We start from the raw sequence: 15,300 nt of genomic DNA on the forward strand, positions 1-15,300 counted from the left end.
GCACCGCGACAGCCGCGGACATCCTGCGCCGAGCACCGCGACAGCCGCGGACATCCTGCGCCGAGCACCGCGACAGCCGCGGACATCCTGCGCCGAGCACCGCGACAGCCGCGGACATCCTGCGCCGAGCGCGCGCCCGCGGCCGTACGCCTCCACCGGTCGCCGGGTCAGTACCGCCCGGCGACGAGCAGCAGCAGCGCGCCGAGGACGGCCAGCCCGGCCGCCGAGGCGAGCGACGCCAGCCAGGCCCGCGTCCACCGCGGCGCCCGTACGGACCCGTCTCCCGAGGTGCCGGTGCCGGGGCCGCCTCCCGGCTCCGCCCACAGGTAGCCGAAGAAACCGGCCCCCGTCACCCCGCACGCCAGCAGCCACGCGGGGCCGCTCGCGCGCCGGTGCCGGGTCACCGCCAGCGTCCGTACGACCACCAGGAGACCGGCGAGCAGCGCCGCCACCCGCAGCCACGCCCACGGGGTGAGCAGGACGTACGCGGTCGGCACCAGCAGCGTCAGGCCCCCGGCGCCGTAGGAACTGTCGAAGCTCCGTACGGCGAGGCCGTCCGCCGCGGGTCCCGCCTGCCGCCTGATGTCCGCGGTGAACTCGCCGACGACACCGTTCCGGCCGCCGGGGAAGGGGTTGGCGGGCCGGTAGGTGTACTGCCGTTCGGTCAGCGGCCCGGCACTCCAGCGGACGGTGATCCCGTCGGAGCCCTGGTCGTCGACCCGTACCGAGTGGGTCCGCCCGGCCTCGATGTCCCGCGCCAGGGCGCCGGTCGACCCGCCGCCCGGCACGATCCGCAGCAGCACGGTGGCGAACGACAGCACCAGCACGGCGAGCAGCACCCAGCGGGCGGACCCCCAGAGCCGGTCGAGCCGGGCGGCGGGCCCGGAGCCGTGGCCGCCGGAGCCCGGCCCCCCGGGCTCCCCTCCCTCCGGTGCGGCGGGGAGCGTGGCCTGCGGACCGGTGGTCACTCGACGCTCACCGTGACGGACCAGTAGTACTCCTGGTACACGAGGTCGTAGCCGCCGGTGAAGGCTTCGGGGACCTTGGTGCCCACGCGCCCCCTGGTGGCCATGCCGCTGAGGTCCTTGGGCAGATTCTTCATCTTCTCCCCGAGGTTCTTCCCGTCGACATAGCCGTCCTGGCCTCCGAGCGCGTCAACGTCGGCCCCGAAGTCGGCGTCCGAGACCGCCCTGGCCAGATTCTTGATGATCTGGAGACTGCGGCCGTTGAACGCCAACTGCTTGGTGAGCAGGCTGTTCGCGTCGAAGGGCGCATTGGCGCCCTTGCCGCCGAGCCACAGTTGCAGCAGGTCGGTCCAGGTCAGTTGCGGCGAGTTGCCGCCCATCTGGTTGCAGGCGGCCATGGTGCCGGAGGTCACGGACGCGCCGACCTTGCAGGGGTTGGTGTTCCCGGCGAGGGCGAAAACGTAGTCGCGCAGTTCCTTGGCCAGCGCCGCGTGGACGTTCTTCTCGTTCTTGTCGTCCTTCCAGGTGTTCTGCTGGAGCGCGGCGAGCGCGTTCTGGCAGGCCCGGTCGCAGCCGCCGCTTCCACTGCTGTTGCTGTTGCCGTTGCCGCCGCTGTGGGACGGCCGGTTCCCCGGGTCGCGGTCCGGGTGGTAGACCGAGCCCTTGCCGGGCACGCCGTTCCGTATGGGCCGTCGTCAAGGGCGGCACTCCGGGAATGGGTCCCGCCGTCGGCGGTACGGCGGCGCTCTCGCGCACCGCACCCGCCGCGTGCGGCCTCAACCGCCCCTCGCGCACGCCGAACAGCCCCGCTCCACCCCGAGCCATTTCCCCCACCCCACGCTCATCGATACCTACAGCCGCGTATCGAATCACCGGTCGCCGGGTGGTGACTACGAACCCCCGTGTTCGTAAGGATCGGCGCGGAACGGTGAGGCCGGCCGAATAGCGGAGCGCGCCGGAAAGGCATACGTGCCGGGGGCACGTTCCCGGCGGCCGGAATAACCGGTTGGCGACGGACGGCCGGGCCCCAATACTGTGCCGGTGTTCACCGACGACGACGATGCCGTGCTCTACGACCTGCTCAATCGGTGGGACCCCGAGCGGTCACCCGGCGACCGGTTCTACACCGACCTGGTCATGGCCGCCGACTCCGTTCTCGACGTGGGCTGCGGCACCGGCATGACGCTGCATCACGCGCGAGCGCTGGGCCACCGCGGCCGTCTGGTCGGCCTGGACCCGCACGCCCCGTCCCTGCGCCGGGCCCGGCGCCGTACCGACATCGAGTGGCTCGACGGCCGCGCCGCCGACGCCCCGCCCGGCGCCGGTTTCGACCTGGCGATCATGACCGGGCACGCCTTCCAGTGCCTGCTCACCGACGACGACATCCGCGACTCGCTCGCCGCCGTCCGCGCCGCCCTGCGCCCCGGCGGCCGTTTCGTCTTCGAGACCCGCCACCCCCAGGCCCGCGCCTGGCAGTCCTGGACCCCCGGTCACCCCGTCACGACCACCCACCCCGCCGCCGGTCCGCTCCGTATCTGGCACACCGTCGACTCCGTCACCCCCGACCTCGTCACCTTCACCACCACCACCGCCGCCCCGGACGGCACCCCCCTCCACACCGACCGCTCCACCCTCCGCTTCCTCTCCGAACCCGTCCTCGACACCTTCCTCACCGCCGCGGGCTTCCGCACCGAGTCCCGCTACGGCGACTGGCCCCGCACCCCGATCACCCCGGCCAGCCGCGAGATCATCACCATCGCCCTGGCCTGACCTCCGCCCGTCAGACGGGCCTGGCCGCCAACAGGTAGCCCTGGGGCTGGCGTTCGTCCGGGGCCGGGGCTCGGGTCGTGGTGGCGGTGACGGTGAGGCCGGCGGATTCGGCGAGGGCGGTGATGCGGGCCGGAGGATGCCAGTAGACGTCGAGGGAGATGGGGTGGCCGTAGCCGTGGGAGAGGTGGTGGCGGGTGTCGCCGATCTTGTAGGCCAGGGCGAGCGGGGCGCCGGGGGCCAGGACGCGGTGGAATTCGGCGAAGACGCGCGGCAGCAGGCGCGGGGGCAGGTGGATGATCGAGTACCAGGCGACGATGCCGCCGAGGGAGCCGTCCGGGAGGTCCAGGTCGGTCATCGAGCCGACGTCGAAGCGCAGTCGGGGCAGATCGCGGCGGGCCACGGCGACCATCTCGGGCGAGAGGTCGACGCCGAAGACGTCGAGCCCCAGCTCCGCCAGATACCCGGTGATCCGTCCGGGGCCGCACCCGATGTCCGCCACCGGCCGTCCCCGCCGGGCCAGTTCGGCGAACGCCCCCAGCGTCGCGCGGTCCAGGACGCCGGCCGCCAGCGCGTCCCGCAACAGGTCGGCGTAGCTGTCGGCGACGGTGTCGTAGGCCGCGCGGATGTCCGTCAGGTCGGTGGATTCCGTCATGCGGGCGACCGTATCGCCGCCCTCTGACACCGCTCATCCGACGCTGCCGTCCGTCAGCGACCTGCGATCACCGCCCGGCGGACCGCCGCGGCGACGGCGGGCGCGGCGTTCCAGGGAGGTCAGGACGGCGGCCAGGAAGGCCAGCGGGATCACCAGGCCGAAGAGCGTCCACCAGGCGGCGGTACGGTCGTCGGCCCGGCCCTGGTAAGGGGTGTCGGACGCGCTGGCGACGAAGGCGACGACGTCCAGCACCCCGGCCAGGAGCAGCAGCGCCCACACGAGGACCAGGCACGCCAGCCACAGCACACGTCCAGGCGTGACACGTCGCTCGCGTGCGGGCTCGCGGCCAGGCTCGGGTGCGGGCTCGCGGCCAGTCTCTCGTGCGGGCTCGCGGCCAGTCTCTCGTGCGGGCTCGCGGCCAGGCTCGGGTACGGGCTCTCGTGCGGGCTCCGGCATGCGCGCCCGGCTCAGACCAGGCGCCGTGCCGTCGCCCACCGCGTGAGCTCATGGCGGTTGGAGAGCTGGAGCTTGCGCAGGACGGCCGAGACATGGGACTCGACGGTCTTGACCGAGATGAAGAGCTGCTTGGCGATCTCCTTGTACGCGTAGCCGCGCGCGATCAGGCGCAGGACCTCGCGCTCGCGCTGGGTGAGCCGGTCCAGGTCCTCGTCGACCGGCGGGGCGTCGGTGGACGCGAAGGCGTCCAGGACGAAACCGGCCAGCCGCGGGGAGAAGACGGCGTCTCCGTCGCGCACCCGGAAGATCGAGTTGATCAGGTCGGGCCCGGTGATGGTCTTGGTGACATAGCCGCGCGCGCCGCCCCGGATGACACCGATGACGTCGTCGGCCGCGTCGGAGACCGAAAGGGCCAGGAAACGCACCGGGTTGTCGGGGTCGGCGGCCAACGGGGCGCAGCGGCGCAGGACTTCGACACCGCCGCCGCCGGGCAGATGCACGTCGAGGAGGACGACCTCGGGCCGGGTCGCGGTGACGACACTGACCGCCTGGTCGACGTCGGCGGCCTCGCCGACGACCTCGACACCGGTCTCCTCGGTGGCGCCGATCTCCGCCTGGACCCCGGTACGGAACATCCGGTGGTCGTCGACGAGCACCACCCGTACCCGCCGCTCCCCTGCCAAAGGCGCACTCGGTGTGCTCATGCCGCCACCCTCTCCATCTCCAGTTCGACTTCCGTACCGCCGCCGGGTGCGGCCCGCAGCCGGGCCTCGCCGCCGTTGCGCTGCATCCGGCCGATGATCGACTCGCGGACGCCCATGCGGTCGTCCGGCACCTGGTCGAGGTCGAATCCGGGGCCGTGGTCGCGCACGGAGACGAACACCTTGACGCCCTCCACCTCCGCGTAGACCTGAACGGGTCCGCTGCCACCGTACTTGGCCGCGTTCACCATCGCCTCCCGCGCGGCCTGCATCTGCGCCGCCAGCTTCTCGTCCAGCGGGCAGTCGCCGACGCAGACGACCTCGACCGGGACGCCGTGCGCGTCCTCGACCTCGGCGGCGGCGGCGCGTACGCCCTCGGCGACCGTCGTCGGCTCGTCGTCGCGCCCGGTGCCCTCGGGGCGGTAGAGCCAGGCGCGCAGCTCGCGTTCCTGGGCGCGGGCCAGCCGGTTGACCTCGCGGGGTTCGTCGGCGTGCCGCTGGATGAGGGTCAGGGTGTGCAGGACCGAGTCGTGGACGTGGGCGGCGACCTCGGCGCGCTCCTGGGCGCGGATACGCATCAGGCGCTCCGCCGACAGGTCCTGTGTCATACGGACCAGGTACGGGCCCGCGATCAGCGCGACGCCGACGAGGACGGCGAGCGCGGCCTGGAGGATACCGCCGAGGTGGCTGCCGGAGCCGCGCACCACGATGAAGCCGGTGACGCCCGCGACGACCAGGGCGACACCGGCCGCCGCGCGGGCCAGCGGCCAGAACCGCTTGCCGTGGCTCATCTCGACCCAGCGGGCCTTGCGGGCGTTGTCGGCCTGCCGCCAGACCAGCGCGACACCGAGGCCGATGACCAGCAGCGGCCACACGGCGCGGTTGGCGGCGCCGAGGTTGAGGTTGTCGATGAGGATGCCCGCGCCGACGGCCAGCGCGATCAGGGCCATGATCTGGCCCTTGTCGGGCCGCTTGCCCGCCAGCCACGAGCGGGCGTCGCGCGGCTCCTTGGCCATGGCGACACCGCCGACGCCGAGCGGTACGAAGAACCAGAAGACGGCGTAGAGGAGCACGCCGATGCCGTTGAAGCAGGCGAGCAGCACGAACAGGCCGCGTACCCACAGCACGGGCAGGCCGAAATGCCCGGCCAGGCCGCGCGCGACGCCGCCGACCATCCGCCCCTCGGAGCTGCGGTAGAGCTTGCGCACCCCGGAGTCCCCCGGCTCGTGCGAGGACAGGGGCGAGGAGAGGAAGGACGCCCCGCTGGGACCGCCGGGACCGCGCGGAGCACCGGGACCGCCGAGGCCGGGACCACCGGGACCGCCCAGGCCGGGACCGCCGAAGCCGGGACCGCCCGGCACGCCGGGTCCGCCGGACCCGCCCGGCATACGGGACGCTCCGGGCATGCCGGACGCTCCGGCCGGGCTGCTCGCTGACATACCCCGATCGTCACACGTCCGGGCCGCCCGGGGCATCAGGGTTGTCCCCCCAGGGGTAGGGCAGGGTACGGATCAGGGACGTACCAGGGTCGGGGCCGATGCCGGCCGCCCCCGCGAACCGTCACCATGGTCGTATGACGGACCAGCCACCCGAAGAGCCGAGCGACGAGCCGCGCGACCGGCCGAGTGCACCGCGCACCAGCGACGCCGGCGGTAGCGGCGGCGATGGCGGCCCGGAGGGCGGCAGCGCCGCTCCCAAGCGGCGGCTGACCCGTGGCCGCGACCACAAAGTCCTCGCGGGCGTGTGCGACGGGGCGGGTCGCTACTTCGACGTCGACCCGGTGATCTTCCGCGTGGTGCTGGCCGTCCTCTCCCTCACCGGCGGTATAGGTCTGATCATCTACGGCATGGGCTGGCTGGTCATCCCGCTGGAGGGCGAGCGGCAGAGCGAGGCGCAGCGGCTGCTGTCCGGCCGGATCGAGGGCGCGCCGCTGACCGCCGTGCTGATGGCGCTGGTCGGCTGCGGGCTGTACGCCTCGATGCTGGACAACGGCGACGACCAGGCGTTCTCGCTGATCCTGCTGGCCGCGACGACCGGCGCCGTCTACTACTGGGCCCAGGTGCGGCGCCGACAGACCGCGGGCGAGGCCGCCTCCCCGTCGGGCGCGGCGAGCGCGGTGGTGGACGCGCCGCCCGCCGTACAGGCGCCACCGGAGCCCGGCGGCTCCGCGTCCTGGTGGCGCGGCCCGCTGACCAAGGAGCCGTCGTATCTGTGGGGCCCGGACGACGGCCCCTACGGCGACGAGGACAAGGTCGCCTGGCGGGAGCGCAAGCGCGCGACCCGCAAGAAGGAGAGCTCGTGGGTCTTCGGCCTGACCGTCTTCGTGCTGGTGGTGGCGGCGGGCGCGATCGGCACCGGGGTCTCGGCGCCGTACCAGTCCCCCGCCGCGAGCGTCGAGATCGGCCTGATCGCGGTGCTCGGCGTCTTCGGGCTGGCCTTCGTCGTCGCGTCGTTCGCCGGGCGGGCGCGCGGCGGCACCGTCTTCTTCACCCTGCTGACCCTCGCCGGGCTGATCGGCACCGCGTCGCTGCCGCACGACAACGCCGGGTGGCGCGACACCTGGAGGCCGATGACCGCCGCCGCCGTCCAGCCGACGTACGAACGCGGCAGCGGACAGGGCGTCCTCGACCTGACCGACCTGACGCTCGACGGCCGGACGGTCAACACACGGGTCGACCTGCGCGTCGGCGAAGTGCTGATCAGACTGCCCAAGGACGCCACCGTGAACCTGACTTACCACGTCGCCGTCGGCGCCATCCGCCTGCCGGAGAAGGACCACGGCGGGCTGAACGTCAACAGCGAAGGGGCCGTGCCGGTCGTCTTCGCCCCGCCCGCGGGCACCATGAACACCGGCACGGTCAACGTCCATGTGCGGATCGGCGCCGGCGACCTGCGGATCGAGCCCGCCACGGCCGTGACGGGTACGGGGACGGCGCCGCTCGCGCCGACCACGCCCGCCCTACCCGGCGCGCGCCACCTGCCCGTACCCGGCGTGCCCGGCCCGTCAGCAGGACAGGTGAACCGATGAGAAGGCACCGCTTCGAACCCGCCGTCCTGGTCATGGGCCTGGTGCTGCTCTGGCTGACGGCGTGCTTCATCCTCGACGCCTGCCAGGTCTGGGACCTGCGGCCCGAGTACTCCGTCCCGCTCGTCGTCAGCGGTCTGGCCCTGACGGTGGCCACCGCGGTCGTCACACAGGTCGTGAGGGCGGTACGGGGGCGCCGGAAGCGCCGCCGCGCGTAGCGGAGCCCGAGCCGTCGGCGGCGTAGGCACCGGGACCTGACACCGCGTCGCCGCCGCCCTTGCCGCGCCGCCGCGCGAGCAGCGCGTCCAGGGACAGACAGGGCGTGCCCGCGAGCACCAGCGGCAGCCAGGCCATCAGGTACGCGAGGTCGTTGCCGTAGTAGTACGGCGTCGAGGACCAGCTCACCGTCAGCCACAGGCTGAGCGAGACCAGCGCGCCGCCGAGGGCGGCGACCCGGCCGAGGAGCCCGAACAGCGTGCCGAGCCCGGCCGCTGTCTCACCGAGCGCGATGGCGTACCCGAAGCCGTGCGGCGCCTTCAGCGCGAGGTCGATCATCGCCGGGATCGCCGCGGTGTCGTGGGCGCCGTGCAGGATCTGCACCAGCGAGCCGTTCGCGGAGTCGGTGAAGAAGGTGTCGCTGGTCAGCTTGTCGAGCCCGGCGTAGATGAACGTGACGCCGAGGAAGATCCGCAGCGGCAGCAGTGCGTAGCGACGGGCGGTGTCCCGCCAGACGTCGAGCCGTTCGAGCATCGTGTTCCGCCAATCCCGCCGCCCGTGCGTTCCCTGATGAGAACGATTCTGCCGGTACGGCGCCCTCGGGGGGACATACGTACGCCCGGCGGCTGTCACTCAAGGCGGCGGGCGGAAAGCGCGGGAGCCGCAGAAAGACCCGCACGTCTCTGGCAGTACGCGGCCCCGCCCCCGATACTCAGGCATCGCACGGACCCGACGGGTGGAGGTATCCGAGTTGCCGTACGACCTCACGATCTACCTGGCCCACCGCGACGACTACGCGGACTTCCTCACCGCGACCGACGAGGAGGCGTCCGTCGTCTGGCACCGCAGGCAGGGCGACTACACCGACAAGGCCGACCTCCTGGAGCGTACGGAGGCCGCGTACGGCAGGACCCAGGCCGCCCTCAATGTGCTGGACATCGAGGGCGGCGGCCCGCTCACCGAGGCGAAGGCCCTGGTCGGCCGCATCCGGTCCTTCTACGACATGGACGAGATCCCGGACAGCGCGTGGGAGGAGTACAAGGCGGCCAGGAGCCGCTACGTCACCGCGGCCCGCGAGAGCCTGGCGGCGCACTGAACGCGCGTCACTCCCACTCGATGGTGCCCGGCGGCTTGCTCGTCACGTCGAGCACCACGCGGTTGACGTCGGCCACCTCGTTGGTGATCCGGGTGGAGATCTTCGCCAGCACCTCGTACGGCAGCCGCGACCAGTCCGCGGTCATGGCGTCCTCGGAGGAGACCGGGCGCAGCACGATCGGGTGGCCGTAGGTGCGGCCGTCGCCCTGGACGCCGACGGAGCGTACGTCGGCGAGCAGCACCACCGGGCACTGCCAGATGTCGCGGTCGAGCCCGGCCGCGGTCAGCTCCTCGCGGGCGATGGCGTCGGCCTCGCGCAGCAGGTCGAGCCGGTCGCGGGTGACCTCGCCGACGATCCGGATGCCGAGCCCGGGGCCGGGGAACGGCTGCCGCTGCACGATCTCCTCGGGCAGGCCCAGCTCCTGGCCGACCATCCGCACCTCGTCCTTGAACAGCTTGCGCAGCGGCTCGACGAGCGTGAACTGGAGGTCTTCCGGCAGGCCGCCGACATTGTGGTGCGACTTGATGTTCGCGGTGCCGGTGCCGCCGCCGGACTCGACCACGTCCGGGTAGAGGGTGCCCTGGACCAGGAACTCCACCGGCTCGTCGCCGGGCGCCTCGGCGACGATCTCCGCCTGCGCCTGCTCGAAGACCCGGATGAACTCCCGGCCGATGATCTTCCGCTTCTGCTCCGGGTCGCTGACCCCGGCGAGCGCGTCCAGGAAGCGGTCGGTGGCGTCCACGACCTTGAGCTGTACGCCGGTCGCGGCCACGAAGTCCTTCTCGACCTGCTCGGTCTCGCCCTTGCGCATCAGACCGTGGTCGACGTACACGCAGGTGAGCCGGTCACCGATGGCCTTCTGGACCAGGGCGGCGGCGACCGCGGAGTCCACGCCGCCGGACAGCCCGCAGATGGCCCGGCTCCTGCCGACCTGCTCGCGGATCAGCGCGATCTGCTCGTCCACGACGTTGACGGTCGTCCACGTCGGCGCGAGGCCCGCGCCGCGGTAGAGGAAGTGCTCCAGGATCTGCTGGCCGTGCGTGGAGTGCAGCACCTCGGGGTGGTACTGGACGCCGTACAGCCGCTTCTCGTCGTTCTCGAACGCGGCGACCGGCACCACGTCGGTGGACGCCGTCACCGCGAAGCCCTCGGGCGCGGCCGAGCAGGCGTCGCCGTGCGACATCCACACCGACTGCTCGGCGGGGGTGCCCTCGAAGAGGGTGGAGCCGGGCTTGGAGACGGCCAGCGCGGTGCGGCCGTACTCCCGCGCCCCGGTGTTGTCGACGGTCCCGCCGAGCGCCGTCGCCATGAGCTGGAATCCGTAGCACATGCCGAAGACGGGGACGCCCGCCGCGAAGATCGCCGGGTCCAGGGTGGGGGCGCCCGGCTCGTAGACCGAGGACGGGCCGCCGGACAGGATGATCGCGCTCGGCCGCTTCGCCAGCATCTCGCTCACCGGCGTCGTGGAGGGCACGATCTCGCTGTACACCCGGGCCTCACGGACCCGGCGCGCGATCAGTTGCGCGTACTGCGCACCGAAGTCCACGACCAGGACCAGGTCCGGTGTATCCGGTGTGCCCGACGAGGGGGCGGGGGCGACTGGCGTTACCACGGTGTGCCTTCCGGCGGTTCCAACGGGGATAGGACCCGATTCTACCGGGACGGCGGACTCCCTCCTTCCCCCGCTTGCCACCCGGGAGGCGAGGGGGGCACACTGACGCCATGCACACGCGCAGCGTCACGTTTACCTATGGCACCGGCTGGTCCGGCTGCCATGGTCGCGTCGCGTGAGCTGACAAGCGACTTCCCAGGCGCCCCGGGCCAGACGGCCCGGGGCGCCTGTCGTTTCGCTCCCCCGGGACCCGAGGTCCGCGGCGCCGCCCGCCCCTCCCGAGGAGAGCAGACATGACGACCCCGACCCCGACACCTACCTCCGTCCCGGCCCCCATTCCGGCCCCGGCCGCGACCGCGGGCACCGAGAGCGTCCCGGACGCCCCGGACACCCACGGCGTCCCGGAGTCCGCGGACGCGGTCATCGCGCGCAAGCGGCAGCGGATCGACGATCTCGACACCCGGATCATCGGCCTGGTCAGGGAACGGATGACCGAGTCGGCCGACATCCAGCGCGCCCGCATGACGTCCGGCGGTCGCCGGGTGAGCCTGAACCGCGAGATGGAGGTGCTGACGCACTACAGCGCGGAGTTGGGGAGGCCGGGCACGTCACTGGCGATGACGCTGCTGGAACTGTGCCGCGGCAAGGTGTGAGCGGCGCGGCCGGAACGGCCCCGAGGCGTGACGTTTCGCCCTTTCGAGCGGCATCACCCGTACGGCACGTGACCGGCCCGCGATGGCTTCGTTGGAGGTGGTGTCCGTGCCATCCAGGGGCGGTAACCCAACACCACGCGTGGAACTGGACACCGCCTAGACGCAGCTAGGCGGGGTGTAACCGATGCGATGAGGCGACCGCAGGTGTGCGGTCGCCGTGGGACCTCGTGTCGGTGCTATGTGACCGGACGGCAGGGGACAGCAGCCCGGTCACGACTCAAAGAGGCGGTCGGCTCCGGGGACGCTTGGATCCGGCCGCTCTGCGAGAACCCACATTACTCATGTACGGCTCCCGGCACGGACTTGCCGTCCACGATCGGGTGACACAGCGCGTGCCCGTGCGCACGGGTACGCGTCGGCGCGCGCGGACGCGTCAGTGAGCTCACCCAGCTCAGCCAGCTCTGTCAGTTCAGCCGCGTCACTCCGCCGCGGACCTGGGCGGCACCGCGGGGACCGGCAGCATCGGAAGCCGCAGCGCGCCGAAGGCCCCCTCCGGCACCACCGGGGCGGCGGGCCGTACCGCGGCGATCCTGCGGTAGCCCTCGCCCTGGGCCGGACGCGGGTCCGCCTCGCCCTTGTTGGGCCACAACGACATCGCGCGCTCCGCCTGCGCGGTGATCGTCAGCGACGGATTGACACCGAGATTCGCCGAGACGGCCGAACCGTCGACCACATGGATGCCCGGGTGCCCGTAGAGCCGGTGGTACGGGTCGATGACGCCGTGGTCCGCGTCCTCGCCGATCGGGCAGCCGCCCAGGAAGTGCGCGGTCATGGGGCGCTCGGTGGCCTCGCCGACATTGCTGCCCGCGAAGCCGTTGATCTCCTCCGCTATCAACTGCGCGGCCCGCGCGCCCTCCGGGATGTGCGTCGGGTTGGGAGCGCCGTGACCCTGACGGGCCGTCAGCAGCCCTTTGCCCAGGCCCTTGGTCTTGCGGTAAGTCGTCAGCGAATTGTCGCTGGTCTGCATGACCAGGCCGATGATCGTCCGCTCCGACCAGTGGAAGTTGGACAGCGAGCGGAGGCCGACCGCCGGGTGGCGCAGGTAGTTGACGGCGAATTCGGCCCAGCGCGGCAGCTTCCCGCCGTACGGCGCCGCCATGATCGACAGATTCCCCATCGCGTTGGAGCCCTTGCCGTAGCGGACCGGCTCGATGTGGGTGTGGTCGTTGGGGTGCACGGACGAGGTGATCGCGACGCCCTTGGTGAAGTCCAGCGCGCGGTCCGGGTGCCGCTTGCGGTAGCGGCGGGTGGAGGTCTGCGCGCCCACCAGCGCCTCGGAGTTGGTACGGGTCAGCTCGCCGAGCTTCGCCGAGATGCCGGGCAGCCGGCCGCCGTCCCGCATCGCGTGCAGCAGCGTCTGCGTCCCGTACGTGCCCGCCGCGACCACGACCTGACGGGCCCTCAGCACCGCCCGCTCGCCCTTCTTGCGCTGGTCGGTGGGGACGGCGGTGACGCGGTAGCCGCCCTCGGGGTCCTCGGTGAGGTCGGTGACGGTGGTCATCGGGTGGATGACGGCGCCCGCGCGCTCGGCGAGGTGCAGATAGTTCTCCGTGAGGGTGTTCTTCGCGCCGTGCCGGCAGCCGGTCATGCACTCGCCGCACTCGGTGCAGGCCCGCCGCGCGGGGCCGGTTCCGCCGAAGTACGGGTCGGGCACCTCGCCGCCGGGCGCCGCCTTCGACGCGCCGCCCGCGTCCTGTCCGTCGCCGAAGAACACCCCGACCGGCGCGAGGTGGAAGCTGTCGCCGACGCCCATCCGCTCGGCCGCCGCCTTCAGGTGCTCGTCCGAGGGGGTGAGCGTGGGGTTGGTCCGCACCCCGAGCATCCGCTGGGCCTGGTCGTAGTACGGCGCCAACTCCTGCTGCCAGTCGGTGATCGCGCCCCACTGCCGGTCCTCGAAGAACGCCTTCGGGGGCACGTACAGGGTGTTGGCGTAGTTCAGCGAGCCGCCGCCGACGCCCGCGCCCGCCAGCACCAGGACGTTGCCGAGGACGTGGATGCGCTGGATGCCGTAGAGGCCGAGCGCGGGTGCCCACAGGTAGTTGCGGACGTCCCAGGAGTTCTTCGGCAGTTCGTCGCGGGCGAAGCGGCGGCCGGCCTCCAGCACGCCGACCCGGTAGCCCTTCTCGGTCAGCCGCAGCGCGGAGACGGAGCCGCCGAAGCCGGAGCCGATGACGACGACGTCGTAGTCGTAGCCGTCTTCCTGTGACACGTGATCCTCCGTGCGTCGGTGCGGGACTCGTCTGGTCTGGTCTGGTCTGGCCGGGTCAGTGGGCGTGGGCGTGGGCGGGGTGCGGGCAGCGGGCGAGGTGCGGGCAGCGGGCGAGGTGCGGGCAGCGGGCGGGCGGGGGTCAGCGCATCCGCAGGGCCTTCATCGCCTTCAGCGAGACGGTGAGGAACTTCGCGTACGTCTCGTCGGTCATGCCGAGCGAGGGCGCCATCGGCAGGAGGCGCTGGGTGGCGACGGTCTGGGCCTCGGTGTGCTTGAGGATGCCCTCGGAGCCGTGCCTGCGGCCGAGCCCGGAGTCCTTCATGCCGCCCATCGGCGCCCGGACACTGCCGTACGCGGCGGCGTACGCCTCGTTGATGTTGACCGTGCCGGAGCGCAGCCGGGCCGCGATCCGGGCGCCGCGCCGGGTGTCCTTGGTCCACACACTGGCGTTGAGGCCGTAGTCGGTGTCGTTGGCGCGCTCGATCGCCTCCTCCTCGTCGCGGAAGCGGTAGACGGACACGACGGGGCCGAAGGTCTCCTGCGCGCAGACGGCCATCGGGGCCTCGACGCCGTCCAGGATCGTCGGCTCGTAGACGTACGGGCCGATGTCGGGGCGGGCCCGGCCGCCGGCCACCACCGTGGCGCCCTTCTCGCGGGCCTCCTCGACGTGCCGGACGACGGTCTCCAACTGCCGTTCCCCGGCCAGCGATCCCATGCCCGCGCCGTACGCGAGGACCGTGCCGAGCTTGATCGCCTTCGTGCGCGCGGCGAACTTCTCCAGGAACGCGTCGGCGACCGACTCGTCCACCAGCAACCGCTCGACGGAGACGCAGAGTTGACCGGCGGAGGCGAAGCAGGCGCGGACGGCGCCGTCGGCGGCCTTGTCGAGGTCGGCGTCGCGCAGCACCAACAGGGGGTTCTTGCCGCCGAGTTCGAGGGAGGCGCCGATCAGCCGGGCGGCGGCGCGCTGGGCGACGTCGCGGCCGGTGCGCGTCGATCCGGTGAAGGACACGTAGTCGGCGTGCTCGACCAGGGTCGGGCCGACGACCGGGCCCTCGCCGATCACGATCTGCCACACGTCGGCGGGCAGCCCCGCCTCGACCAACTGCTCGCGCGCCCACAGCGCGGTCAGCGCGGTCTCGGTGTCCGGCTTCATCACCAGAGCGTTGCCCGCCACGAGTCCGGGCAGCGCGTCGCCGACGGACAGCTCCAGCGGGTAGTTCCAGGGGGCGATCTGGCCGACGACACCGCGCGGCTGCCTCACCTCCACGGCCTTGGTCAGCGTCGGGATGGCGCCGGTGTGCCGCCTGGGCTTCAGATACGAGGGGGCCTTGCGGCCGTAGTGCCGGGCCGCCATCGCGACCACCTGCACCTCTTCGTGCGCGTGCATGCGCGCCTTGCCGGTCTCCACCTGGATCAGGTCGAGCACCTCGGCCTGCCGGGCGAGCACCAGGTCGTGGAAGCGGAGCAGGACCGCGGCGCGCTGCCGTACGGGGGTGGCGGCCCACGCCTTCTGCGCCGCGCGGGCGCGCGCGAACGCCTCCGCGACCTCCTCGGGCGTGGTCTCCGGCAGGTCGGCGAGCTTGTCGCCGGTCAGTGGGGTGTGGCTGGCGGTACGGCCGCTGCCGATGACGTCGCGGGTGAGGCGGGCGACCAGATCGGGGGTGACGACGTCCTTCGGGCCGCGCGCCGTGGTGGGCGCGACGGGGTTTCCGTCGGTGGGGCCGTCGGTGGGGCGGCCGTCTGCGGGGGGCGTGCTGCGCTCCAGCGAATCCGTCATGCCGGTGAGATTACGACCGTCCGGCACCGATTGGATACCCGTGAGTAAGTATTTTCCTCGTGATCCGTGCAACTAAGCCAGCAATCGGTGGCGTCGTACGGATCT

The 15,300-nt window shown here is 72.5% G+C and carries 14 protein-coding genes and 1 pseudogene; 5 read left to right on the forward strand and 10 right to left on the reverse strand.

The annotated features are described in order from the left end of the window. Positions 1-167: 167 nt before the first annotated feature. Positions 168-968: a hypothetical protein gene (locus ACFZBB_RS18440; RefSeq protein WP_391123505.1), complete on the reverse strand. Its 801-nt coding sequence runs from the start codon at positions 966-968 to the stop codon at positions 168-170. After that, positions 965-1,639 (reverse strand): hypothetical protein, encoded by a 675-nt coding sequence (locus ACFZBB_RS18445; protein ID WP_391123508.1) that lies wholly within the window; start codon positions 1,637-1,639, stop codon positions 965-967. The genes ACFZBB_RS18440 and ACFZBB_RS18445 overlap by 4 nt, the downstream gene beginning before the upstream one ends. A 367-nt stretch (positions 1,640-2,006) precedes the next feature. On the opposite strand from ACFZBB_RS18445, the gene ACFZBB_RS18450 reads away from it, so the two are divergent. Then, entirely contained in the window at positions 2,007-2,735 is a 729-nt protein-coding gene (locus ACFZBB_RS18450) for a methyltransferase domain-containing protein (protein ID WP_391123511.1), read from the forward strand. Positions 2,736-2,745: 10 nt separating this feature from the next. Here ACFZBB_RS18450 and ACFZBB_RS18455 read toward each other — a convergent pair whose 3' ends face one another. The 4 genes from ACFZBB_RS18455 to ACFZBB_RS18470 all read right to left on the reverse strand — a co-directional run bounded on the left by ACFZBB_RS18455 (position 2,746) and on the right by ACFZBB_RS18470 (position 5,983). After that, a complete protein-coding gene (locus tag ACFZBB_RS18455) occupies positions 2,746-3,387 on the reverse strand; it encodes a methyltransferase domain-containing protein (protein ID WP_391123514.1) in 642 nt (213 codons plus the stop codon). Between the two features lie 33 nt (positions 3,388-3,420). Then, positions 3,421-3,693 carry a hypothetical protein gene (locus tag ACFZBB_RS18460; protein WP_355336820.1) on the reverse strand — a complete coding sequence of 91 codons (273 nt, stop codon included), beginning with the start codon at positions 3,691-3,693 and terminating at the stop codon, positions 3,421-3,423. 161 nt (positions 3,694-3,854) lie between these two features. Beyond that, the gene (locus ACFZBB_RS18465) at positions 3,855-4,547 is read right to left on the reverse strand and encodes a response regulator transcription factor (protein WP_188281968.1); all 693 of its coding nucleotides are present in this window, start codon (positions 4,545-4,547) and stop codon (positions 3,855-3,857) included. Then, entirely contained in the window at positions 4,544-5,983 is a 1,440-nt protein-coding gene (locus ACFZBB_RS18470; RefSeq protein WP_391123518.1) for a PspC domain-containing protein, read from the reverse strand. Before ACFZBB_RS18470 ends, ACFZBB_RS18465 begins: the two co-directional genes overlap by 4 nt. Before the next feature lie 134 nt (positions 5,984-6,117). Between ACFZBB_RS18470 and ACFZBB_RS18475 the strand changes: the two genes are divergently transcribed. Together ACFZBB_RS18475 and ACFZBB_RS18480 are read left to right on the forward strand one after the other, a co-directional pair. Beyond that, the gene (locus ACFZBB_RS18475; protein WP_391123521.1) at positions 6,118-7,572 is read left to right on the forward strand and encodes a PspC domain-containing protein; all 1,455 of its coding nucleotides are present in this window, start codon (positions 6,118-6,120) and stop codon (positions 7,570-7,572) included. Then, positions 7,569-7,787: a hypothetical protein gene (locus ACFZBB_RS18480; protein ID WP_391123524.1), complete on the forward strand. Its 219-nt coding sequence runs from the start codon at positions 7,569-7,571 to the stop codon at positions 7,785-7,787. The genes ACFZBB_RS18475 and ACFZBB_RS18480 overlap by 4 nt, the downstream gene beginning before the upstream one ends. 49 nt (positions 7,788-7,836) lie before the next feature. Here the strand turns inward: ACFZBB_RS18480 and ACFZBB_RS18485 are convergent. Further along, positions 7,837-8,319, reverse strand: a pseudogene (locus ACFZBB_RS18485) (DoxX family protein); the annotation flags it as partial. Between the two features lie 202 nt (positions 8,320-8,521). On the opposite strand from ACFZBB_RS18485, the gene ACFZBB_RS18490 reads away from it, so the two are divergent. After that, positions 8,522-8,881, forward strand: a complete 360-nt coding sequence (locus ACFZBB_RS18490; RefSeq protein WP_391123527.1) for a hypothetical protein — start codon at positions 8,522-8,524, stop codon at positions 8,879-8,881. Between the two features lie 7 nt (positions 8,882-8,888). Here the strand turns inward: ACFZBB_RS18490 and guaA are convergent, their stop codons facing one another. Further along, positions 8,889-10,493: a glutamine-hydrolyzing GMP synthase gene (guaA, locus tag ACFZBB_RS18495; RefSeq protein WP_391123530.1), complete on the reverse strand. Its 1,605-nt coding sequence runs from the start codon at positions 10,491-10,493 to the stop codon at positions 8,889-8,891. A 293-nt stretch (positions 10,494-10,786) separates the two neighbouring features. Here guaA and ACFZBB_RS18500 point away from each other — a divergent pair, with 293 nt between their 5' ends. Beyond that, entirely contained in the window at positions 10,787-11,146 is a 360-nt protein-coding gene (locus tag ACFZBB_RS18500) for a chorismate mutase (RefSeq protein WP_391123533.1), read from the forward strand. Positions 11,147-11,624: 478 nt separating this feature from the next. Here the strand turns inward: ACFZBB_RS18500 and ACFZBB_RS18505 are convergent, their stop codons facing one another. Together ACFZBB_RS18505 and ACFZBB_RS18510 are read right to left on the reverse strand one after the other, a co-directional pair. Next, on the reverse strand, positions 11,625-13,415 hold the full coding sequence (locus ACFZBB_RS18505; RefSeq protein WP_391123536.1) for a GMC family oxidoreductase N-terminal domain-containing protein: 1,791 nt from the start codon (positions 13,413-13,415) through the stop codon (positions 11,625-11,627). A 139-nt stretch (positions 13,416-13,554) separates the two neighbouring features. Continuing rightward, the gene (locus ACFZBB_RS18510; protein ID WP_391123539.1) at positions 13,555-15,195 is read right to left on the reverse strand and encodes a succinic semialdehyde dehydrogenase; all 1,641 of its coding nucleotides are present in this window, start codon (positions 15,193-15,195) and stop codon (positions 13,555-13,557) included. Between the last annotated feature and the right edge of the window lie 105 nt (positions 15,196-15,300).

This window comes from Streptomyces sp. NPDC008139 (assembly GCF_042957025.1).
Classification (GTDB): Bacteria; Actinomycetota; Actinomycetes; order Streptomycetales; family Streptomycetaceae; genus Actinacidiphila.

Coding starts and splice junctions, on each gene's coding strand:
- ACFZBB_RS18455 (WP_391123514.1), bottom strand. CDS start 3,387: ATGACGGAATCCACCGACCTGACGGACATCCGCGCGGCCTACGACACC.
- ACFZBB_RS18465 (WP_188281968.1), bottom strand. CDS start 4,547: ATGAGCACACCGAGTGCGCCTTTGGCAGGGGAGCGGCGGGTACGGGTG.
- ACFZBB_RS18470 (WP_391123518.1), bottom strand. CDS start 5,983: ATGTCAGCGAGCAGCCCGGCCGGAGCGTCCGGCATGCCCGGAGCGTCC.
- ACFZBB_RS18475 (WP_391123521.1), top strand. CDS start 6,118: ATGACGGACCAGCCACCCGAAGAGCCGAGCGACGAGCCGCGCGACCGG.
- ACFZBB_RS18480 (WP_391123524.1), top strand. CDS start 7,569: ATGAGAAGGCACCGCTTCGAACCCGCCGTCCTGGTCATGGGCCTGGTG.
- ACFZBB_RS18500 (WP_391123533.1), top strand. CDS start 10,787: ATGACGACCCCGACCCCGACACCTACCTCCGTCCCGGCCCCCATTCCG.
- ACFZBB_RS18510 (WP_391123539.1), bottom strand. CDS start 15,195: ATGACGGATTCGCTGGAGCGCAGCACGCCCCCCGCAGACGGCCGCCCC.